Genomic DNA, 20,996 nt, shown 5'->3' on the forward strand with positions numbered 1-20,996 from the left:
GGCTCAGGTTCCGACGACCCCGCCGTCGTTCCTGGTGATGACCACGGTGGCCGAGCGCGGCCGGCCGGCGCCGTCGGGCCACTTCGAGATCGCCAGCGGGCGGTCCGGATCGCTGCGCTCGTTGGCCGGCTCGCCGGGGTGCTGGATGTTGATGAACAGCGACTTCAGGTCCGGCGTCGCCGTGAGGCCGGTCACCTCGCAGCCGGCAGGGCCGAGCAGGAAGCGGCGGATCTCGCCCTGGGTCGGGTCGCAGGCCAGCATCTGGTTGTTGGGCAGGTTGGTGTAGTCGCCCTTGCCCAGGGTCGAGGTCGAGACGTCGGTCTGGATCCACAGCACGCCGCGCGCATCGACCATCAGGCCGTCGGGGCTGCCGAAGGTGTCGCCTTTGATGCTGCCCTGCGCCTCGCTGCGGCCCTGCTTCGGGTCGCCGGCCAGCACCAGGTGGTTCCAATCGAAACGGGTGCCGTCCAGGTCGCCGCGTTCCTTCCAGCGAATGATCTGGCCCATGGTGTTGTTGCTGCGCGGGTTGGCCGCGTCCATGAAGGGCTGCCCCTGCTGGCCGCGGCTGCTGTTGTTGGTCAGCGTGCAATAGACCCACTTGCTCAGCGGGTCCACCGTGGTCCATTCGGGCCGGTCCATCTTGGTGGCGCCCAGCGCATCGCTGGCCTGCCGCGACTTGATCAGCACGTCGCCCTGGTTCGCGAAGCCCTTGTCGGCCGTGAGCGGGCCCTGGCCCTGCACCAGCGGCAGCCACTCGCCGGTGCCGTCCACGTCGAAGCGTGCGACGTAGAGGGTGCCCTGGTCCAGCAGCGCGCGGTTGGCCGCGAAGCCGCCGGGCTTCACGCGGTCGCGGCTGACGAACTTGTAGATGTACTCGAAGCGCGCATCCTCGCCCATGTAGACGACCGCGCGGCCGTCGGTGGTGAGCGCGGTGGCCGCGCCTTCGTGGGCGGCGCGGCCGAGGGCGCTGCGCTTGACCGGGGTGGAGGAAGGGTCCTGCGGGTCGATCTCCACCACCCAGCCGTAGCGGTTGGATTCGTTGGGGTGCGTCGCGACGTCGAAGCGCTCCTCGTGCTCGTGCCAGCGGTACTTTCTGCCGTTGCCCTTGCGGATGCCCCAGCGGCGCTGGTGGGCGTCGGGGTTGTCGGTGCCCTGGAAGTAGTCGGCGAAGTTTTCTTCGCACGTGAGGTAGGTGCCCCAGGGCGTCTGGCCGTTGGAGCAGTTGTTGTAGGTGCCGAGGATGCGGGTGCCGCTCGGGTCGGCAGCAGTGCGCAGCATCGGGTGGCCGGCGGCCGGGCCTGTCATGACCATGGGCGTGAGCGCGGTGACGCGGCGCGCGAACTTCGAAGGCAGGACCTGCTTCCACGCGCTGCCCTCACGCTGGATCTCGATCACCGAGACGCCGTGCGCGTTCATGGACTTGCGCACCTTCTCGGCGCTCCAGGTCTTCATGCCGTCGGTGTGCAGCAGGCCGTCGTCCACGTACTCGTGGTTCATCACCAGCAGGCCGCGCTGCGAGGAGCCCTCGATCGGGAAGAAGGCCATGCCGTCGTGGTGCATGCCGGCCTGCAGCGCCTGCTCGGCCGCCGTGTTGCCGCCGTCGGCGCGGAAGGCCGGCATCTGGCCGGCGATGCCCACCGGGTCGCCCCAGCGGTAGAGCACCTGGGCACTGTAGCCCTCGGGCACCACCACGCGGTCCACCGCCGCCATTTGCACGCTCTTGAAGCCGATGCTCCGGCCGAGCGAGGCAGCACTGCTGACCTCGTCATGGCCGTTGCCGCCGTTGCCGCCGAAGGCTGCGCAACCGGCCAGCGCGCCGAACAGGCCCGTCGCCGTGGCGGCGAGGCCACCCCGGATGAATACCCGCCGGGCAGGGTCGGAGACCTCATGAATGGTGGGATTGGCGCTCCGGTTGGAGTCTTCCATGTCGTTGAAGTCTTTGGCCATTTTTCGGAACTCGGCATGTGGGGAGCTTTCTATGTTGCTGGACGCTTGTGAAGCCCCCATGACATAGGAGTAAGGTGACGCCATATGCAGGCTTGCAACGAAACCGGACGCTGGAACATCGAGGACCTGGACTTCTCGCGCATCGCGCTGGACCGGGTCCGATCCGACGAAACCCACTTCTACCTGGCCTGCTCGGCCTCCTTCATCGAAAGCGGGTCCGACCTGTACACCCGCAACCTGATCGACTTCTACGAAGGCGACGGCGAGGTGACCCGCTGGCTGCGGGAACACTGGGAGCCCGAGGAACTGCAGCACGGCCGGGCCCTGCAGGCCTACGTGCGCCACGTGTGGCCCGCGTTCGACTGGGAGCGCGCCTTCCGCAGCTTCCTCGGGGAATACGCGGGCTACTGCAAGGTCGAACTGCTGGCCCCCACCCGCGGCCTGGAGATGTCGGCGCGTTGCGTGGTCGAGACCGGCACCGCCACCTACTACCGGGCACTCGCCCGCAGCACCCAGGAACCTGTCTTCGCCGATCTGGCCACCCGCATCGCGAACGACGAGGTCAGCCACTACAAGCACTTCTACCGCTTCTTCCGCCGCTACCGAGAGGCCGAGGGCCTGGGCCGCCTGCGCGTGCTGGGCACCGTGGCGCGCCGCACCTGGGAGCTCAAGAGCGAGGACGCGGACTGCGCGATCCGCCACATCGCGAAGGTCCACGCGCCCGAGCGCGCCGAGGATGCGCGCTACCTGCGGGACGTGGCAGGCCGCATGGGCCGCACCGTGAGCCGGCACCTGAGCCCCGGGGCCGCGCTGAAGATGCTGATGCGCCCGCTGGAACTGCCCGGGCCGGTGCAGGCGGCGCTGCAGTTTCCGATCGAGCTGTTCATGCAACGCGTATTCCTGAAATAAAGCTCCCCGCCGGGAGCGACGGATTTCTCGTCTTCGCGCGTTCAAGTGATGCGCCACGTTGGCGCGCCGCCTGTTTTTCGATGAAATCTCCTGTCCCGGTCGCCCCGATCACCCGCGGTCCGATGGTGTTCTTTGGCTGAATCCAATGGCACAGACGACGAACTGCTGCTGCGCCTCGGCCGCAACGAGGCCTCGGCCGCGCGCGAACTGGTGTCGCGCAAGCTGCCGCGCATCCTGGCCCTGGCCCAGCGCCTCCTCGGCCAGCGCGGCGAGGCCGAGGACGTGGCCCAGGAAACGCTGGTGCGCGCCTGGAAGCAGGCCCCGCACTGGCGGCCGGGCGAGGCGCGGCTGGACACCTGGCTGCATCGGGTGGCGCTCAATCTCTGCCGCGACCGGCTGCGCAGCGCCCGCACACGCCACGAGCAGACGATGGATGAGATGCCGGAGCCGCCCGACACCGCCCCGCCTCCCGACGAGCGCCTGGACCGCCTGCAGGGCGCCGAACGGGTGGCGGCCGCACTGGCCCGGCTGCCCGCGCGCCAGCGCGAGGCGCTGGTGCTGCACTACTACCAGGAGCTGCCGCAGGCGGATGCCGCCGCGCTCATGGACATCTCGGTGGACGCACTCGAAAGCCTGCTGGCCCGCGCACGCCGCACCCTGCGGGCGCAACTCGTCGACGCGACACGCCCTTCCTGTCCCCCCTCTTCGCCGGATACCGCGCCATGACGCCTGAACGCCTTCGACAGCTTGCCGATGCCTGGGGCGCGGACCCGCGCCGCTGGCCCGAGGCCGAGCGCGCCGCGGCGCTGCGGCTCCTCGCGCACGATACAGCGGCACGGGCGCAGCTGGCTCGCGCCGTCGAACTCGACCAGCTGCTCGACCTGCATGCCGTCGCTGCACCCGATACCGCGCTGGCCCGCCGCGCGCAGGACGCCATGCGGGCGCCGCCGCGCACGCCGGTCCGCTGGTGGTGGCCCGGCCTGGGCGCGGCCGGCCTCGGCCTCGCCGGCGCCGCTGCCGGCGCGCTGGCCATGTCGATCGCGCTCGCCGCCGTCGTGCCGGCGACGCGTCCCGCGATTGCCGCGAGCGGATGGTCCACTTCCATCTTCGACACCGGCACCGCAGCCGACTGGAGCGAGGAATGAGCGGCGAACGATCCTTCAAGGGCTGGGCCATCGCATCGATCGCGCTCAACATCTTCCTGATGGGCGGCATCGCCGGCGGCGCCTGGCGCTGGTGGACCACCCATGAACCAGCCGAGCCTGCAGCACCCGCCGCACAGGCCGCGCAAGCCACGCCCGCCGCGCCGCGCGGGCTGCGCTTCGCCGCCGACGCCTTGGCCCCGGCACAGCGCCAGGCCTTCCGCACCGGCCTGCGCGACCTTCGGCGCGAGTCCGCCGACCTGGTGCAGGCCAGCCGCGAAGGCCGTCTGGAGGCCGCACGCCTGCTGGCCGCGCCCACGCTCGACCGCGGCGCCGCCGAGGCCGCGCTGGCCCGCACCCGCGCCGCCGACGTGGCGCTGCGCGAGCGCGTCGAAGCCCACGTGCTGCGCTTCGCCGACACGCTCTCACCCGCCGAGCGCGCGACCTTCGTGCAGGGCCTGTCCACGCAAGGCAACCTGCGCGTGCCGCCCGCGCCCCCCAGGCCCTGAACACATTTCCCGCGGAGGCCCAACACGATGAACCCCGACGCCATCGCCCTCAACCGCTTCGGGCTCGGCGCCCGCCCCGACGAGACGCCGCCGCGCGATCCACGCCGCTGGCTGCTCGTCCAGTTCGAGCGCTACCAGCCACGGCCCGCGCCCTGGTCCGGCCAGCAGGGCACCGGCGCTCGCCTGGCCGACTACCAGGAACGGCAACGTGCGATTCGCAGCACGCCGGACGAGGACAAGCAGGCCGCACGGCAGATGCTGCGCCGCGACGCGCGCAGCGGCTACCTCGCGGCCGTCGACGCGCGCCTGGCCAGCGCCCTCGACACGCCCGCGCCCTTCGTCGAAAGGCTGGTCCATTTCTGGGCCAACCATTTCGCGATCTCGGTCGAGAAGCCGCTGGTGCTCGGGCTGGCCGGCAGCTACGAAGCCGAGGCCATCCGCCCGCACGTACTCGGCCGCTTCGACGCGCTGCTGGCCGCGGCCGTGCGCCACCCCGCGATGCTGGTCTACCTGGACCAGGCGCAGTCGATGGGCCCGGACAGCCCGGCCGCACAGCGCCTGGCCGAACGCGCGCCCCAGCGCCGGCGCGGCCTCAACGAGAACCTCGCGCGCGAGATCCTGGAGCTGCACACGCTCGGCGTGCGCAGCGGCTACACGCAGGCCGACGTCACCGAGTTCGCGCGCGCGCTCACCGGCTGGAGCGTGGCGGGCGGTGAAGGTCCGGCTCCGGCGGATCCCGCGATGGAGGCGCCGGAGCCCGGCGGCTTCCGCTTCCGCCCTGCCCTGCACGAGCCCGGCGCGCGCAGCGTGCTCGGCCGGCGCTACGCGCAGCCCGGCGAGCAGCAGGCCGGTGCCATCCTGGCCGACCTGGCGGCCGCGCCGGCCACTGCACGCCACATCGCGACCAAGCTCGCGCGGCACTTCGTCGCCGACGACCCGCCGCCCGCCCTGGTCGACCGGCTCGCCGTCGCCTTCCAGCGCAGCGGAGGCGACCTGCCCTCGGTGTACCGCGTGCTCGTCGACGCCCCCGAAAGCTGGACAGGCACGGGCCGCAAGTTCAAGACGCCCTGGGACTGGACGGTGTCGTCGATGCGCGCCCTGGGCCGGCGCGAGCTCAAGAGCACGCAGGCGGCCGCGTTGCTCGCGCAGCTTGGCCAGCCGGTGTGGCGGCCCGGTTCGCCGGCCGGCTATGACGACATCGCCGCCAGTTGGGCCGCGCCCGATGCGCTGGTGCGTCGGGTCGAGCTCGCCCAGCGCATCGCCTCGCAGGCCGGCGACGCCATCGACCCGCGCCAGCTCGCGCCGCGGCTGCTGCCGGGCGACGCGCTCGGCGAAGGCACGCGGCTCGCCATCGCCCGCGCCGACAGCGCGAGCACCGGCCTGGCCCTGCTGCTCGTGTCCCCCGACTTCCTCCGGAGATGACCATGACCCATCGTCTTCCCCACCGCCGCGCCTTCCTGCAGATGGCCGGTGCCGCCGCCGGCCTGGTCCTGGTGGCGCCACGGCTCGCCCTCGCGCAGGCCGCGACCGAGCGCCGTTTCGTCTTCGTCATCCAGCGCGGCGCGGCCGATGGCCTGGCGATCCTCTCGCCCTACGCCGATCCGGACTATGCGCGGCTGCGCGGCGCGATGGCCGAGGAGCCTGCCAACGCGGTCCGGCTCGACGGCAGCTTCGCGCTGCATCCCGCGCTGGCGGAAACCGCCCGCCTGCATGCGGCGAAGGAAGCCCTGTTCGTGCATGCCGTCGCCTCGCCCTACCGCGACCGCTCTCACTTCGACGGCCAGAACGTGCTGGAGACCGGTGGCCTCTCGCCCTACCAGCTCAAGGACGGCTGGCTCAACCGCCTGGTCGCGCAGCTGCCGCGCCATCGCCGCGAGGGGGCCATCGCCTTCGCGCCCACGGTGCCGATGGCGCTGCGCGGAGCGGCTGAGGTCGCCTCCTATGCGCCCTCGGGCCTGCCGCAGGCGAGCGACGACCTGATGCTGCGCGTGGCGCAGCTCTACCAGGGCGACGCGCAGTTGCATGCGCTGTGGAACTCCGCCATGGACACGCGCGGCGCCGCGATGGAGAACGGCGGCGCCGGTCGCCGGCAAGATGGTGCGACGCTCGGGCAACTCGCCGGCAGCTTCCTCGCGCGCGCCGACGGCCCCCGCATCGCGATGATCGAGACCGGCGGCTGGGACACGCACAGCGCGCAGAACGCACGGCTGGCCGCACAGCTGCGCAACCTCGACGCGATGGTGCTTGCGCTGCGCGAGGCGCTCGGCACGGCCTGGTCGAGCACGGTCGTGCTGATCGCCACCGAGTTCGGGCGCACCGCCGCGGCCAACGGCACAGGCGGCACCGACCACGGCACGGGCGCGCTCGCCATGCTGCTCGGTGGTGCGGTCCAGGGCGGCCGCATCCTGGCCGACTGGCCGGGCCTGCGGGCTGCCGACCTGCACGAGGGCCGCGACCTGCGCCCGACCACGCGGCTCGACGCGCTGATCGCCGCGGCGGCCGGCGAATGCTTCGGCATCGAGCCACAGCGGCTGGGCCGGGTGCTGTTTCCGAACGGGGCGGATAGCGCGGCCGGGCCTGGCGTACGCGGGCTGCCGCGCCTGCTGCGTGCGTGAGCGTGCCTCACCCGACATCCGGCTTGTTTTGCGGAACACCGCCCGGGACTGCAGGTAGAATCCGCAGCCGCTGCGGGTGTAGTTCAATGGCAGAACGGCAGCTTCCCAAGCTTCATACGAGGGTTCGATTCCCTTCGCCCGCTCCAAGTCCTAGCGCTCGCTACGCTGGGGAAGCCCGTAGAATCTAGGCTTTCCGAGAGAGGACCGTGACCGGTGACCGTGACACAAGTCTTCAATGTGTCCGAGAGTCCCCGTCATGACCAAGCGTCTACCGCACATGCAGCGCCGCGCCGATTCCGGCGTCTGGCAGTTCCGAATCCGAGTCCCCGCTGACCTGCTGACCGTCTACGGCAAGGCCGACATCCGGCAGAGCTTGGGGACCGCCAACACCTCCGAGGCTCGCGAAGCCTGCGCCCGCCTGCTGGCGAAGGTCGAGGCGGACTTCGCTGCCCATCGCCGCACACTGAATCCCACGGTCCTGCACAACCTGACGCCCGATCTTGAAGGCATGCTGGTCGAGCGCATCAAGTGGCGCATCCTGTCAACCGATGACGCCACCCGGTTCAACCCGGCGAAACTGCACGGATTCCTGATGACCATGGAGGCCATCGCGCCTCCCATACGGGTTTTCGCGCCTGATGCGTTCCCCGAGTACCTCATGCATCCCGAGGTCGGGATGACGCCATCGAAGCTGGAACGGCTGAGGCAGATTGAGGCGCTGCTGGCTGGGGGTCTGAGCAAGGAACTGATGTTCGGTCGACTGGATTTGGCGCAGAGCTACGCCGATGACGAGACCAAGGCCCTGGGGTTCCATGTGGACTGGAGCGTGCCCACGCACCGCGCCGCGCTTGTTCGCATCCTGCGCACCATCGTTGCGACGTGGCTGGAAGCCGCCAAGCGGTCCTTCGGGGAACCCGTAGAGACCCCCCCTGAACCCGCCGCCCCTACTGTCGTACCGTCCGACACAGCGCCCCGAAAAAATGGTGCCATGACCCTGTTCGATGTCGCTGACGAATGGGCCAAAGTCGGTCCCAAGAAGCAAGACGCCATCAACAAGGTTCAGCGGGCCCTGGGGCTCCTGAAGGCTTCGGGCCAGTCGGTGAAGTTGCACGACATCACGCGCCATTCCGGGCTCGCGTTCAAGCGCTACCTGCAGGAGCCCTCGCGGGGCTTCAGTGGACAGACCGCTGGCAAGCACTGGCACTGCGTGGTCTCCATCCTCCGCTTCGCGGCCCATGAGCTTGCCTTGATCGATGCGAACCCCTGGAACGGCACGACGGCCCCGACAGGCACGAAGGCCAAGCGCGAAGCCTGGAGCGTGGAGCAGCTTGGCAAGCTGTTCGCGTCGGACCTGTTCACTGCATACGTGCTTCCTGAGCACAAGAATGCCGGAGCCGATGCGGCCTACTGGTTCCAAGTCATCGCGATCTACAGTGGCGCACGGCTGCACGAGATCGCCGGGCTGGCCCCGGGCGACTTCAGCGTCCGCAACGGGGTGCCCGTCTTCGAGATTCGCAAGTCGAAGACTGTGGCGGGCGAACGCACTGTTCCCGTTCACGCTGAGCTTGTGCGGCTGGGATTGCTGGACTACGTTGTGGCCCGCCGCGCCGACAAGGCATCGCTGTGGGACCTGAACGAACAGCCCAGCCGTGACGGTTCAACGTTCTTCAGCGACTGGCATCGGTCATTCCGCAAGGAACAGGGATTCGGCCAGCCCCTGCTCGACTTCCATTCGTTCAGACACACCGCCATCTCGGCAATCCGCGGAGTCACGCCAGCTTGGCCTGAGACCGCCATCGACCAGTGCGTCGGCCATGAATCCACGGGGTCCGAAGGGGCCAAGCGGTACACCCAGCATCCCGTCGAGAAACTGAAACTGGTCATCGACAGCATCACCTACCCCGGCCTGACGCTCTCCCGCGTCTACAGCGCCGAGTAATCAATCCGCAGCGAACGAGCCGGCCCGAGGCATCGGGTCGCGCCGCTGCACGCACGCATCCCGAGCCCGCGCCCACGTCGCGGGCGCCCTCAACAACCACCCCGCAACACCTACACATGATCAAGAACGAATACCCCAACGGCCGCTCCGAGGTCACCCTGATCCCGCGCGTGGGCCTCAACGCTCTCAAGGTCATCTTGCCTTTCACGGTCGATCACTCGAAGCCCGAAGATGCGCGAGACCTTGCGCTGAAACACGCCCGCGAAGCTGGCATTGACGTGAGCGACTACGAGAACGCCAACTGATGCCGGCCGGCCCCACGTCACGGGGCCTCTCAACAACGCCGAGGGTTCCTGAACAGTTCAGGAACCGCCGCCGCATGCCTACGTCCCCCAAGCGGCCCCAGTGTCAGAGCGTCTGACGGTAGCCGCGCCACTTCCAACACCCTTTAACCAATCAGCCGAAAGACACCCATGAGTGGACAACGCGAACGCAGTTTCAACATAGGCGGCCCCAGGGCCCCAGAGGGCAACCCCGAGGCCCGCATCCGAACCGATCAGGCCCAGGCTGTCGCCGCACAGGTCCAGGGCCAAGGCTCCGCGCTCGGCGCCATCGGCTCAGCCCTCAGTGGGTTCTTCGGGACCGCCGCGAAGACCGCGCAGCAAATCAGCGAGATCGAGCACCACGAAGACCTCGTGGAGATCGAGCGCCAGAACCAAGCCCGGGCCCAGCAGGGCCTCGCGGATCAGGCCCAGGGCAAGACCCGCGACACCGAGCTGTCGAAGTACCAAGCCTATAAGGGGGCCTACGACACCGCGGTGGCCGACAGCACGGCCAACGCCCTGGCGCAGGACCTCGCGGTCAAGCTGCGCGACGTGCCCAACGACGGCTCCGTGGACCCCAAGCAGTTCGCGACGGATTACCTGAAAGACCAGATCGGTCCCGGCACGGGCGACGCTGCTGTGGACGGTCGCATGGTCTGGGCCGCGAAGCAGAGGGCCGACGCCCTGGTGGCCCAGAAGCGTGAGATCGTCGCGCAGACCGCCGAGTCCAACATCGCGCAGACGATCACGAACGACATCACCGGCAAGATGCTGTCGCAAAAGGGCGTGACCACGGGGCAAACGGATGCATGGCACGGCCAGTTCCTGAGCCTCGCGAAGGGCAACATCCTGGCCGCCGACAAGATGTTCGAGGCCGCCCTCGGCAACGCCATCCAGAACGACGGCCACGCCATGTCCACCCTGGCCGCCCTGCGCGAGTCGGGATATGCCCAGCGCAATCCAGACAGCTATCTCCGACTGACGGAGAAGGCGTTCCACCAGACCAATCGCATCAAGTCGTTCAAGGCTGGCGAGGAAGTCCAGGGGCTGAACGGTTCGTACACAGCCCGCGCGGCCGAGTATCACAACGCCGGCCTAGTCATGCCCGCCGAGGAATACCTCGGCTTCATGCACAAGGCCAAGGTCATCGACAGCAACCATGGAGTTGGTCAAGACGCATTCCCCTGGCTGAAAAATGGTGCGTTCAAGGAGGCCATGCAGAAGAAGGCCAAGGTCAACACGATCCTGAACACCCTCCTCGGCCAGCACGCGACTCCTGACCTCCGCCAGTCTGTTAACGAGGCGGGAGTCGAGGTCTCAGCCGAGATCAAGGGTAACTACGTCGCCGCCTCGGCCGAGTGGGTCAAGATGAATCAGTCGCGGTTCCCGAACCTGAACCGCACGGCGACCGCCGCGGGCCTCCCGCAGCCCCTGGCTGACGTTGAGTCCGCCAAGGAATACGGCCGCATGCTTGCGTCCCCGAAGGAACAGCAGGCGTTCGCATATCAGGTGGACGACACGACCAAGGGGATCATCACCGCGGGCCTCATGGGCTCCGACGTGGGCGAGACCATCAAGGCCGTACACCTCCTGAACGAGGTCTCGAACGGACCCAACGCCGACCTGATGCTCAAGGGGCTCCTGGGCGACAAGGAGCAAGCTCGCTTCGACGTGATCCGCCGCATGGCCGCCACGCGCGACATCGAGACCGCCGTCCGCGCCACCGTGTCCGACAAGGACGTGGAGGACGAGATGGCGAAGGAACAGTCCTCGGGATACGTGAACTTCCCCAAGCTCCTGAAGGACCCCGAGCGCAAGTCCACGGAGATCGACAACGACATCCAGGCCCGGGCCGGCGAGCGCCTCAAGGAACGGATCGGCCGCGACGACTGGTTCGGCGAGCTGAACACCAACATCTCGGGCGCTGCGCTGAAGTCGCTGAACCTGAGCATCGCGGACCATCTGCGCGAGCAGGCCCGCACGCTCAAGGGCGGCACCAAGCCCGACCTGAACGCGGCCATCGACTTCGCCGTGAAGAAGACCGCGCAGTCCTTCGTCCCCCTGGCGATCCAAGGGAACACCATGTCCCTCGTGCGCGACCCCTACGGTGGTCGTGGCCGGACACCGGATAACCCGGTAGCCCGACACAACGGCGTTGCCGTCTATTCGGGTGCTCGGATGATCGTCGGGGGGAAGATCGAGGACCCACTGGAGACGTTCATGAAGACCGACCGCAAGGCGATCCACGTAGCGCTCCCGGGCTTCCTTGGAGACCATGTGACGGGGCCGGGAGACTGGGACCGCTTCACAGGCAATGCCGAGTCGATCTACTTGCTTCCGCCTGACGCCAAAACTGGCCTGCATCCAGTAATGAAGCCCGGAGGCGAGCCGCTGATGCTGATGCCCGGGACCAAGGTTGTCTTCCGCGATTCCAAGGGTAAGGCCGAGGAAGTAGAGATCCCCAGGGACCGCAAGGCCGCTGCGGACCTCCTGTCAGCCAAGCTACCCAAGGGGTTCTTCCCGCTGGAGGGCGCTGGCGGTGTCTTCCGCGTGCAGTACGGCTACCGCCTGCGCGTGAGCGGCGAGGAGCTGTTCGCCGCATTGCTGAAGGATCGCGAGGACGCCATTGCCAACATCAAGACGCCGACCCGACCCGTGCAGTTCGAGACGAAACCGATCGTCCGAGAGCGCTGGAAAGGCCTGGAGAAACGGTAGTCGCCTCGGGGCAATCCCCACATCAATCAACCATGAAGCCCGCTTCGGCGGGCAGCACATTCAACCAGCCGTATGAACCCGAAAATCGATCATCACCTTACTGTCATGGACCTGCCGCACATCGTGGCTCTCAGGGAAAAACTTGAGGCAACCCGCATGCTGGCTGCGTCCTCGCTTTGCCCAGCGCACTCCGAAACGAGCAACGAGACCCGAATCGCCTACGAGGGGGTGGCGCTTGAGTACTTAGTGGCTGTGGGTGATGCCGCAGAGCAAATGAAAAAGATCAGCCAGTCAATCGCGGCGGCCTACGCACTTCCTTGACCATCCCCCAGGTGCCAGTAGTACCGCCTGCCGAGAATCAGCGCCAACGCAGCTAGGCTGTTGTCGGGCGCGGTAAGTGTCACGCCGATCCCGTCTTGGTCGGGTTCGAGCGTGCAGACGGCTCCATACGTTCGCGCGATCTCCCTTAGTGCATCGATTTCCCGTTGCTGGTCGGGACCGAAGCTGACGTGGCTGTAGAAGTCGGGCATACGGACGCTATCGGTGCTGGCTTTGCAATTGTCGCCGAGACTGGACAGGAATACTGGATGAAATTACAGTATCTCCATGGACCGCTCGGAATGGCTCGCCGCCTGCGCCCACCAGCTTCAGAGACGCTGGCGGACGATTGATCCTGAGGTCCTTGAGGACGTTGCGAACGACCTATGGGCCGACGAATCCCTGAGGACCCTCCCGCCCACAAGGGCCGCCATAGAGTGGCTGAAGCCACTAGAAGAACCAGAGCCCGAGCGAAGCCGGCAGCCCTCACCATTTCCGTCAAACGGCATCCTCGCGAAGATTCCCGGAGCCGACGTTGCGCGGGGAGCGCAGGGCCTACCGACGGCCGCGAAGGGTCAGCCGGAGCAGATGCAGGCCGAGATTGACGTGGATCATCTGGGCCTCGTCAGGATCACGTACAAGCTCACGGAGGCCCGGCACAGGGGCAATACATCGCATTGCTTTTGGTGTGCCTGTTACGCGGAGGCAGTCGGGTAGATGACGGCAGACTTCCGCGCTGCGCGTGCGGGTTCAGACGAGGGGGCCGAGCAACTTGGTCAACGCGACGAAGAAAGCCGCACCGGCAGCCATCAGGCCAGCCGCGATCCAGACAGGCGGCCAAAAGGGCACCTTGTGGAGCTTCGCGGCTTGCGCGTTGAGTCTCGCCGTCTCGCCGATGAGGTTCGCAATCTCGGCGTCCACTATGCGGCCTGTTCGTTCGTCCATGTCTGACATCGTAGCGGCCTATCCGATCTCGCGGAACCCTAAGGTTCTGCGGTCTCGCGTGGTACCGGCGCCACATCACAAGAAAAAGCCGCCCCCACAAAAGTCTCCACACCCGCTGAGCTGAACGGCCTGTCCTTCGTCGTAATCGCGTGTTGGGGCCATCGGACAACCTGTCCGACATCATGATTCACACAGAGTCCCCCGCAGCGGACACTGGCTGATTAATCAACACGCCCAACATGTCCCTGTATCAAAGACAAGCGTACGGAGTCTGGTACTACGAGTTCAAGGTGGCAGGCGAGCGTTATCGCGCCAGCACCAAGACTACCGATAGATCAGAAGCACTGACCGTCGAAGCCCAAGTCCGGGCTGAACTGGAGCACGCCGCCGCGAAGCGCGAGGTTGATGCGGTCAATGCATTCCAGTCCAGACGTATTTGGGATGTCGCCGAATCATGGCTCGCACGCTCCGCTTCAGCACTCAAGGACCATAAGAACAACGTGAGTCGCATACGCAAGCTGTTCGGACGCGAGATGCGCCTCGTGGGCGAGACCTGGACTGAGTGCACCAGCGGTCGATACGGTCTGCCGATCAACATGACGATTCGCGAGTTGACCGCAGAGGTCGTAGAGGAACTGAAGGCAGCGCGGATTCGTGAGGGCCAGAGCCCGGCCACCATTGCGCGGGAGGAGTCACTAGTGCGAATGCTGATCGAACACGCCAATGACACGAATAACTCGACGGAGGGTGACGACCGTAGCCGCCGCGTTCAGACGCGGAAGCCGTCCCACACCTCCTCCCAAAAACCACATACCCATGCCCACCACTACCCGTAGACGGCGTCCGCCGCGCCCCGCCGAGGTCCCCCAGGACCACGAATGGTGTAGCCGTGGAGACCATTGGCTACCTCGCGAATCCTTCAGTCCCCACAAGACCCGCTCCACAGGCTTGCAGACCAATTGCCGCGCGTGCCAAGCCCAGGCCGTGAAGCGCTCCGAGGAATCGTTAGTCGAGAACTGGGCGCTTCCTCGACATGAGCAGATGAAGCGCGAGAACGTGCGGCAAGCCCGCAATACGACCGTGGCCTACCGGCGCGGCAAGCGTGTCGAGGTGCGCAAGCTGCTGCTGACCCCGCGCCACATGGCCGACGCCGATCTACGGAAGGTTCTGCTGATCCGTGCCCGCGTCGCCGCTGAGGCCGCTGAAGTTCCGTTTGACCTGAAGCCGGAAGACCTGGTGATCCCGCACAAGTGCCCGGTATCCGGTGCGCGACTTCAGCGCACCATTGATACGACGTGGGGCAACGGGATGGTCGTCGTCCCCGTGAAGTCCGAGGATGGCTATGTGCCCGGCAATGTCGTCATCCTGGCGCAGTGGACTCTGGCGCACCTGAACTGGACCACTGAGCAGTGCTCGGCATGGCTTGAGAAGGCAGGAAACTCCCGAGGGATGCGCTGGCATCACTACTTAGCAGTTTGCTTCTGGACTGGGGCGCTGCGCGACTGGCTCAGAGAGGGCCGCGACCTGGAAGACGCCCGCTCGGATACGCTAGCTGAGACTTAGCTTAACTCGCGCCCCTCTGGAAACCCGCATGGGTATTGGGCTTCCGCAAGGTTCGATAAAGAGTGGGGATAACGAAGGACCCTATGCGTCGCTGTCAGCGGAAGACTGTTGGTCGCGAACTGGTCCCGGAGTTTCGGTCCCCGAACGGCCCTCCAGAACTTAGCTTAACCAGCGACCCTGTTGGAACCCGCATGGATGCTGGGTTCCAGAGGGGTTCGATCAAATGTGGGGATAACGATAGAGGCCCAAGGTATAGAGCGATTAAGGCTCTGACCATGGAGAGGCCCAGTGAGCAGGACAGCTCTGGGACAGTCCATGTATTCCCCGTGCATCCTGGTAGCAGGCAAGTGGATAGAGGTACGTAGTACCCCAGTAGGTGAACCAGCGTCACCTAAGGGGCGGTGCTGTGACCCTTCCTCGGGCCTGTCATTGAATGATCCCGTCTACGACCATCGCTGCGAAGCGCCGTCCAATATGCTCAAGACTCGAACCAAACCGAAGTTCTCGCAATCTGCCTTCAATCGTCTTGTGGCTGCCGAAGCCCGCGCCAAGTTGGCCGAGACCCCTGAAGGCCGCCTCTGCCTCGCGCGAGTGCAATTCGCACTCGCCGCTGAAGCCCTGGCTACCGCGCAGGCGCAAGTAACAGCCCAGGCCGCCGCCTGACCCAACCGTCGCACCGTCCGACAGTTCCCAATTCGAGACGCCCTCCGGCGTGTCCGGACCAAACCCAAAGAGATGCGTCCGCGTCTCGCGGGTGTTGCGAAGTGGTTCTCTCTTTCCCCGGGCCGCCAATGGTCCGGGGCTTTCTTCGCACACCTCATCCCTTCCCTTGCAGTAGAGCCCGCAGAGCGCTCCACGCTGTCCCGCTCCCGGTCGGACACCGGCAACCATCCAACACCCATGACAACCAAATCAAAGACCATCACGGTCAACTTCGTGGACTGTGGCCCGTTCGGCCACTACCTCCCCAGCAAGGAAGTCACGCGCTTCCAGGACCAAGCCAAGTTCGTGGCTGCACTGAAAGAAGTCGCAGTGAGCATCGCTGAGTTCCGTTTGACGCGAGACCAAGCTGCCGCCAAGCTGTTTGAGGTCATCCCGCTCATCCCGCAGGACTTCAAGCACACGGACGTACCGCCGTCCCTGGACAAGCGCTTGGGCTTCTCAAAGTACGGCGTGGTGCAACGCATCGCCCAGGACTTCGCCGGCACCGGCCCGATTGATGAAGACATCAAGGTCCTCCGTCAGATCGTCGGTGAACTGGAAAGCGGCCTAGGCATGTTCCTGGTGTTCGCGACCCGCGCACCTGACGCCGACACCGAGCGAGCAACTGAGTTGTGGCTGGCCGCCGAGGTCCGCAGCAAACTTGACCGGGCTAGCAGGGGGGTCCGCGTATGACCGACCTCCTGATGCCGCACCCGGACGGTAGTGGCCGGCTGATTCCACATGTCCTGTACGCGAGCCTGAAGCCTCAATATGACGCCCGCCGCGCGGAGTTCGAGAGCGGTCTCGGCCGTCACCTCGAAACGGAGGCCGGCCGCGCAGCAGCTCGCGAAGCGTTCATGGAGAAGACCCCCGTGGATCGCGTAGAGATCGCCGCGCCCGCGGGCAAGTTCATCGACCCATCGCTGACCGACGCCCGCGTGGATGCCCGCGTGATTGGCGAACTCGACGGCAAGGTGAACAAGACCGGTGGCGTGGACTTCGATGTACCTGCCTCTAACGTCTTCGGTCTGCCCTCCATCACGCCACGCGGATTCTTCAGCGGCTGACGCCTTGTAGCGCCACCAGCGCATCCGATGCCGGCCGGTAGCCGGCGAATCTCAGACAGAAAGCAGACCACCAAATGGCCGCACCATTCACCTACTTTGTTCGCAACACCAACGGCAACAAGATCGTTGTTGCCCGGCTCGAATCCGGCGACCCTGCCCCCACGAGTCCCGCATGGCTCTGCGACGCAAACGAGCGCTACACGCACGCTTCCACGAGCGTGGACGTGGGCGCAGCGTTGCCCGCAGGCTCTACCCTCGTGGCGCATCGTCTCGCGAACTGATCGCCTCGCGAACCCCGCCGCTTTGTAGCGGGGAGCCCAGCACTGCTGGGAGTCCGATCCGACACTGGTGTCGGACGGTCTTACCCAACCCGGCCGATCCGGCGTCCCGGAGAAAGCATGGCATCACGATACTGCTGCGCGGCCTGCATGGCATGCGAGGACTGCAAAGACCACGAGCGCGGGCCGATGACGAGCCTGAAGGGTTACGTCATCGACGTGCCCACGTTGGCTGACCTGAAGCCCACGGACTACCTGAAGCCATCGCAGCGAGCAGCCATGGCATCAAGGGCCGCAAAGCCGCCCAGGCGGACCTTGGCCGAGTACCGCGCCCAGCGCATCGCGCAAGCCGCAGCGAACGCCCAGGCCAAGGCCGAAGCGAAAGCCGCCGCCAAGGCCACCAAAGCCCGCCAGAGGGCCGAGCGCGGCCAAGCCAAGGCCCAGGCCGCCCGTGAATTCAAACGCTCCTTCACGGGCCCGCCGAAGTCCAGGGGATACCGCCCGCCTCCGAAGGTCCGCACAGAGGCCGAGGTGGCCGAGATGGTGGAGCGTGACCGCTCAACGCACGCCCGGCTTGACGCGAAGGCCGCATACCTATCTGAACGCCGCAAGGTCGAGCAGGCCCGCTATGGGGTCCTGGCCCAGTGCCGGCCCGCCTTGGCTGCGCCCATGCCCCGGCCGCACGTTGACCTGGTGCTGATGGCTGACGCCGCAGCCCTGGTACTGGAGCGCCGCCGCAAGGCCATGGCTGAGCAGCACGCCGCCATAGCCGTGATGAACACCAACACCTGAGCAACATGAGCCGAAAGTCTTCCCGCCCCACCATCATCAACCATCGCGCCCCAACGAAGAAGCAAGCCCAAGCGCTGGAGAAGCTGCGGACGCTTGCGCTTGCGCTTGAGCGAAAAGCCGCCAAGCCAACACGCGCCCCCATGGACCCCGCCTACCGCGTCGAAAGGGTCGCAGGTATCGTGATCATTCCGCTGGAGGGTGCGCCACACCTCAAGGCTCGAATCCGGGAAGCTGATTACGAGCGCATGACGCTACGCGCGGGCCACAACCTGACCCGCGCCCGCTGGTACCTGGACGACGGTATGGTGCGGGCGATGTCCCGTAATGAGCAGCCGCAGATGACCGAAGGTCTACTGGTGGCCGCACTGTTGTGCGATGCCCGGGACGGCGACATGCTGAAGATCCAGGACCCGCTCGCGCTGTTCCCCGAGACCATCAAGCGCTTCGTGGCGGCATGAGCAAGGAGACCCGGTAATGCCCCAAGGCCTCCAGGTTTTCGCGCCGAACGGCGAGCTGATCGCCGATACCAATGACCGCTTCAGCCGCATCATCGCAAGCGGTTCGTTCCCCGCGCCCTCCCCGTTCAACGGGGCCTATGCGGACATCCACGTCAGCCCCGAGTTCACCAATAGTGCCGACTTCACCGTGGTCGCCACTGGTGGCGGACAGATTGAGATTTTTTCAACCTACTTTCGGTTCCGGACGGGACAGGTTGGCTCCTTCGAGGGCGCCACCATTCTCTGGACGGCCTGGGCACGATGACAGCAGGCATTCAAGTATTCAATGACTCGGGCTTGCTGCAAATCACGTCCGAGATGCGGCACCCGGCCATGGTCCAGAGCGGACGCCTCAGCGGGCCCGGGGGCGTCAGCGCCCTCCAGGAGGTCGGTCACGCGCCGCATGGCGCGTCATGCCCAATGCTCCTGCTGCGGCCCGACCCAGGTGCCTGGGTCGGCGGAGTCATCCAGTTCCACGACCGCTTCTGGGTTCACGCCTTCGGAGGCTGCGACTACGCCCTATTTAGCAATGAGGTCCCGGGAATCTCCTGGGGCGACGGGGGGGTCGGTATCGAAATTTTCGACGAGCAGGGCCGGCTCACGTTCTCCAGTGCCTATCGCTTCCCTCGAATTCAGAACATCGTCCAGCATGTGTTCCCGAGTGGCTCGGGTTCTACGCGCATTCAGATCGGAACAGGGGTCGGCCTTGACCAGTCCGGCCGACGCCCCTGGGTCGAGGCTTCTGACTTCACGGTAGGCCGCTGGGCCAGCAGCGGGGACCTGACCATTCCCGCCTTCGGCTACACGCTGGAGATGCCCGGCAATGGCGACTCCGTGATTCTGGGCTGGCGACACTTTGACGACTGGTCCGTCTGGGCCAACTGGTCCGACGCTAAGTGGGCCGACATCTATGACGGCCGCCCCATGCGAATCCCTATGTGCCACGTCCCCGGGGTCTGAGCGGGTTAGGTGCGGCCTCATCTGCAAACCCTCTCGAACACATGCACTCCATGACCCAACCCGCCCCCTTGCCCCTGTTGGTCCGCTGCGCCCGCTGCGGGGAATCCAAGGACCCCAGCGAGTTCTATGCGCATCCTAAGAACCCCACGGGATGCCAGTCGCGCTGCAAGGCGTGCATCAAGGCCCGCAACGTCGAGCGCCGCGCCGAGATCATCGAGTACAACCGCCAGCATCGCTGGGAGGACCAAAGGGTCCGCATGGCGTCCGATGCTCGACGACGAGACAGGGCCGCTCATCGTGCGTCTGACATCGAGGCCAAGGACATCTTCATTCCCGAGTTCTGCCCGGTGACTGGGGAGCCTATGTGGCATTCGGTGGATGGTCCTGCCCCTTGGTCGCCATGCCTAGTGCGTATCGATAAGACTTGCGGCTATGTCCGCGGCAACTGGAAGGTGATCTCTTCAAACGCACTCGTCCTAGAGTCCGAGCCGACCGGAATGCTAGTCCGTTAGCTCGACGCCCCGCCCGGCTTTGATAGGACTCTAGGGACCGGCCGTTTGAAGGCCATCTCATGCCTCAGCATTCGCGAAACCCCGTCCAGACCTGGGAACATCGTCGCCGCGGTCAAGCCCATAAAGGCAAGGTCCTCAAGCGCAGTTGGTGCGCAAGTTACTGGAACGTCCGCAGCCGCCAAAATTGGTTTTGGGGAGTTCTTCTTTTGCGCGATGCACAGATAGCGCTCTACGTCCGCCACGTTTGTCACTAGGAACTGACCTTGCTGCGCGTACAGCCTTGGGTTGTTTCTTCCGGAAATCGAAAGTGCGCAGACGTAGGGGGTAACAAACGGCAGGACCACCACGTTCGGGGACCATCGTGCCGTGAATTCGCGAGCCAATGCGTAGATTCTTACGTGTGTAGTTCCTGGACGAGTGCCGCCCATTTCGAGAGCGTCTGAGAACGCAAAGAAGGCTGCGATGTACGGCGAGTTTGTCCAGTCAAGCAAAGGTGTTGGCAGCCCGTGATGCTGCGCAAGGCCGAGTAGCATTGAGTAGTCATCAGGATTGCCCATATCAATGCGTGCTCCGAGGACCGCCTCCGCGTGCATGCGAAACTGTGGAAGCGTCTCACGACAGTACCGCTCAATTCGCGTGCGACCGGCGCGATGGAAGGTCGTCGCGAGCCGAAAGTGACTGCTGCCATGCCCGCGATAGTGGACGGCATCCAGGTCGGCCCTGCTAGTAGCGACCCACGATTTGAATTCATCCCAGTTCGCGCACTTTGTAGCATCGACGCGTTCATCTCCCGAAGCTGCCGAGTAAGCGAACTTCCCCTCTGTGCCGCCTTTGTGCTTCCACTCGCCCCGGAACGCGCCGTTCTTTAGGCGTCGGAGACGACCGCTGAAACCCTGAAAGTGCGCCCACTGTTCATCGGTCAGCACGGGCGTAAAAATTTCCCCATTCCCTGGGTGCGGACCATACAAAAGGGAAGGGACCATTTGGGCTTCATCGGAAGAAGTCCAGTCCAATCTAACGAGCGCCCCTTGCGGATTCGATCCGTCCTCGGCCCACCAATGGAACACCGCCTCATTCGGGCGGTCAGCATCCATGCAAACCATTGAGACCAACTGCCCCTCTGGCGTCTGAATACTGCCAAACTGCTGCAATGTCATCGCCCCTCCAGTTGTGGGGAGCGATCATAGAGTTAGGTCCGCACGATGCGAGGTGCTGAGGGGCCGGCTCAAAAATATCCCAAGAATCCGTGACCTATCCCCTACC

24 protein-coding genes and 1 tRNA gene are annotated in these 20,996 nt (G+C 65.9%); 21 read left to right on the forward strand and 4 right to left on the reverse strand.

Features of this window, described 5'->3' with window-relative positions; translation table 11 throughout:
* Window positions 1–3: 3 nt before the first annotated feature.
* The gene (locus A8M77_RS30305) at window positions 4–1,947 is read right to left on the reverse strand and encodes a PhoX family protein (protein ID WP_086925183.1); all 1,944 of its coding nucleotides are present in this window, start codon (window positions 1,945–1,947) and stop codon (window positions 4–6) included.
* A gap of 84 nt (window positions 1,948–2,031) precedes the next feature.
* On the opposite strand from A8M77_RS30305, the gene A8M77_RS30310 reads away from it, so the two are divergent.
* The 11 genes from A8M77_RS30310 (at window position 2,032) to A8M77_RS30360 (ending at window position 12,420) form a co-directional block, all read left to right on the forward strand.
* Window positions 2,032–2,856 (forward strand): ferritin-like domain-containing protein, encoded by an 825-nt coding sequence (locus A8M77_RS30310; protein WP_086925184.1) that lies wholly within the window; start codon window positions 2,032–2,034, stop codon window positions 2,854–2,856.
* 132 nt (window positions 2,857–2,988) lie between these two features.
* Window positions 2,989–3,582 (forward strand): RNA polymerase sigma factor, encoded by a 594-nt coding sequence (locus tag A8M77_RS30315; protein ID WP_086925185.1) that lies wholly within the window; start codon window positions 2,989–2,991, stop codon window positions 3,580–3,582.
* Window positions 3,579–4,001, forward strand: coding sequence for a hypothetical protein (locus A8M77_RS30320; RefSeq protein WP_086925186.1), 423 nt, complete (start codon window positions 3,579–3,581; stop codon window positions 3,999–4,001). The genes A8M77_RS30315 and A8M77_RS30320 overlap by 4 nt, the downstream gene beginning before the upstream one ends.
* Complete coding sequence (locus A8M77_RS30325; protein WP_086925187.1) at window positions 3,998–4,507, forward strand: periplasmic heavy metal sensor; 510 nt, start codon at window positions 3,998–4,000, stop codon at window positions 4,505–4,507. The genes A8M77_RS30320 and A8M77_RS30325 overlap by 4 nt, the downstream gene beginning before the upstream one ends.
* Before the next feature lie 27 nt (window positions 4,508–4,534).
* Window positions 4,535–5,929, forward strand: a complete 1,395-nt coding sequence (locus tag A8M77_RS30330) for a DUF1800 domain-containing protein (RefSeq protein ID WP_086925188.1) — start codon at window positions 4,535–4,537, stop codon at window positions 5,927–5,929.
* A 2-nt stretch (window positions 5,930–5,931) separates the two neighbouring features.
* A complete protein-coding gene (locus A8M77_RS30335) occupies window positions 5,932–7,122 on the forward strand; it encodes a DUF1501 domain-containing protein (RefSeq protein WP_192871703.1) in 1,191 nt (396 codons plus the stop codon).
* Window positions 7,123–7,194: 72 nt separating this feature from the next.
* Window positions 7,195–7,268, forward strand: a tRNA-Gly gene (locus tag A8M77_RS30340).
* A gap of 110 nt (window positions 7,269–7,378) precedes the next feature.
* The gene (locus A8M77_RS30345; RefSeq protein WP_158101028.1) at window positions 7,379–9,061 is read left to right on the forward strand and encodes a DUF6538 domain-containing protein; all 1,683 of its coding nucleotides are present in this window, start codon (window positions 7,379–7,381) and stop codon (window positions 9,059–9,061) included.
* Between the two features lie 116 nt (window positions 9,062–9,177).
* Window positions 9,178–9,366: a hypothetical protein gene (locus tag A8M77_RS30350; RefSeq protein ID WP_086925191.1), complete on the forward strand. Its 189-nt coding sequence runs from the start codon at window positions 9,178–9,180 to the stop codon at window positions 9,364–9,366.
* 168 nt (window positions 9,367–9,534) lie between these two features.
* The gene (locus A8M77_RS30355; RefSeq protein WP_086925192.1) at window positions 9,535–12,099 is read left to right on the forward strand and encodes a hypothetical protein; all 2,565 of its coding nucleotides are present in this window, start codon (window positions 9,535–9,537) and stop codon (window positions 12,097–12,099) included.
* 72 nt (window positions 12,100–12,171) lie between these two features.
* A complete protein-coding gene (locus tag A8M77_RS30360) occupies window positions 12,172–12,420 on the forward strand; it encodes a hypothetical protein (RefSeq protein ID WP_143694820.1) in 249 nt (82 codons plus the stop codon).
* Here A8M77_RS30360 and A8M77_RS30365 read toward each other — a convergent pair.
* Together A8M77_RS30365 and A8M77_RS30375 are read right to left on the reverse strand one after the other, a co-directional pair.
* Window positions 12,405–12,629 carry a hypothetical protein gene (locus tag A8M77_RS30365; RefSeq protein WP_086925194.1) on the reverse strand — a complete coding sequence of 75 codons (225 nt, stop codon included), beginning with the start codon at window positions 12,627–12,629 and terminating at the stop codon, window positions 12,405–12,407. The two genes, A8M77_RS30360 and A8M77_RS30365, sit on opposite strands and share 16 nt — an antisense overlap.
* A gap of 538 nt (window positions 12,630–13,167) precedes the next feature.
* Entirely contained in the window at window positions 13,168–13,362 is a 195-nt protein-coding gene (locus A8M77_RS30375; protein ID WP_143694821.1) for a hypothetical protein, read from the reverse strand.
* Between the two features lie 239 nt (window positions 13,363–13,601).
* Between A8M77_RS30375 and A8M77_RS30380 the strand changes: the two genes are divergently transcribed.
* The 10 genes from A8M77_RS30380 (at window position 13,602) to A8M77_RS30415 (ending at window position 19,221) form a co-directional block, all read left to right on the forward strand.
* On the forward strand, window positions 13,602–14,198 hold the full coding sequence (locus A8M77_RS30380; RefSeq protein ID WP_086925197.1) for a hypothetical protein: 597 nt from the start codon (window positions 13,602–13,604) through the stop codon (window positions 14,196–14,198).
* 205 nt (window positions 14,199–14,403) lie between these two features.
* Window positions 14,404–14,925, forward strand: a complete 522-nt coding sequence (locus A8M77_RS30385; RefSeq protein WP_086925198.1) for a hypothetical protein — start codon at window positions 14,404–14,406, stop codon at window positions 14,923–14,925.
* A gap of 429 nt (window positions 14,926–15,354) precedes the next feature.
* Window positions 15,355–15,588, forward strand: a complete 234-nt coding sequence (locus A8M77_RS35660; protein WP_143694822.1) for a hypothetical protein — start codon at window positions 15,355–15,357, stop codon at window positions 15,586–15,588.
* Between the two features lie 237 nt (window positions 15,589–15,825).
* Window positions 15,826–16,320 (forward strand): hypothetical protein, encoded by a 495-nt coding sequence (locus tag A8M77_RS30390; RefSeq protein ID WP_086925199.1) that lies wholly within the window; start codon window positions 15,826–15,828, stop codon window positions 16,318–16,320.
* Entirely contained in the window at window positions 16,317–16,694 is a 378-nt protein-coding gene (locus A8M77_RS30395) for a hypothetical protein (protein ID WP_086925200.1), read from the forward strand. The genes A8M77_RS30390 and A8M77_RS30395 overlap by 4 nt, the downstream gene beginning before the upstream one ends.
* Window positions 16,695–16,768: 74 nt before the next feature.
* Window positions 16,769–16,975: a hypothetical protein gene (locus A8M77_RS35665; protein WP_143694823.1), complete on the forward strand. Its 207-nt coding sequence runs from the start codon at window positions 16,769–16,771 to the stop codon at window positions 16,973–16,975.
* A 186-nt stretch (window positions 16,976–17,161) separates the two neighbouring features.
* A complete protein-coding gene (locus A8M77_RS30400) occupies window positions 17,162–17,764 on the forward strand; it encodes a hypothetical protein (protein ID WP_143694824.1) in 603 nt (200 codons plus the stop codon).
* A 5-nt stretch (window positions 17,765–17,769) separates the two neighbouring features.
* Window positions 17,770–18,222, forward strand: a complete 453-nt coding sequence (locus A8M77_RS30405) for a hypothetical protein (protein ID WP_143694825.1) — start codon at window positions 17,770–17,772, stop codon at window positions 18,220–18,222.
* 16 nt (window positions 18,223–18,238) lie between these two features.
* Window positions 18,239–18,526: a hypothetical protein gene (locus tag A8M77_RS30410; RefSeq protein WP_086925203.1), complete on the forward strand. Its 288-nt coding sequence runs from the start codon at window positions 18,239–18,241 to the stop codon at window positions 18,524–18,526.
* Window positions 18,523–19,221 (forward strand): hypothetical protein, encoded by a 699-nt coding sequence (locus tag A8M77_RS30415; protein WP_086925204.1) that lies wholly within the window; start codon window positions 18,523–18,525, stop codon window positions 19,219–19,221. The genes A8M77_RS30410 and A8M77_RS30415 overlap by 4 nt, the downstream gene beginning before the upstream one ends.
* A gap of 508 nt (window positions 19,222–19,729) precedes the next feature.
* Here the strand turns inward: A8M77_RS30415 and A8M77_RS30425 are convergent.
* Complete coding sequence (locus A8M77_RS30425; protein ID WP_086925206.1) at window positions 19,730–20,890, reverse strand: FRG domain-containing protein; 1,161 nt, start codon at window positions 20,888–20,890, stop codon at window positions 19,730–19,732.
* Between the last annotated feature and the right edge of the window lie 106 nt (window positions 20,891–20,996).

It is taken from the genome of Variovorax sp. JS1663 (assembly GCF_002157355.1).
Lineage (GTDB): Bacteria > Pseudomonadota > Gammaproteobacteria > Burkholderiales > Burkholderiaceae_C > Variovorax.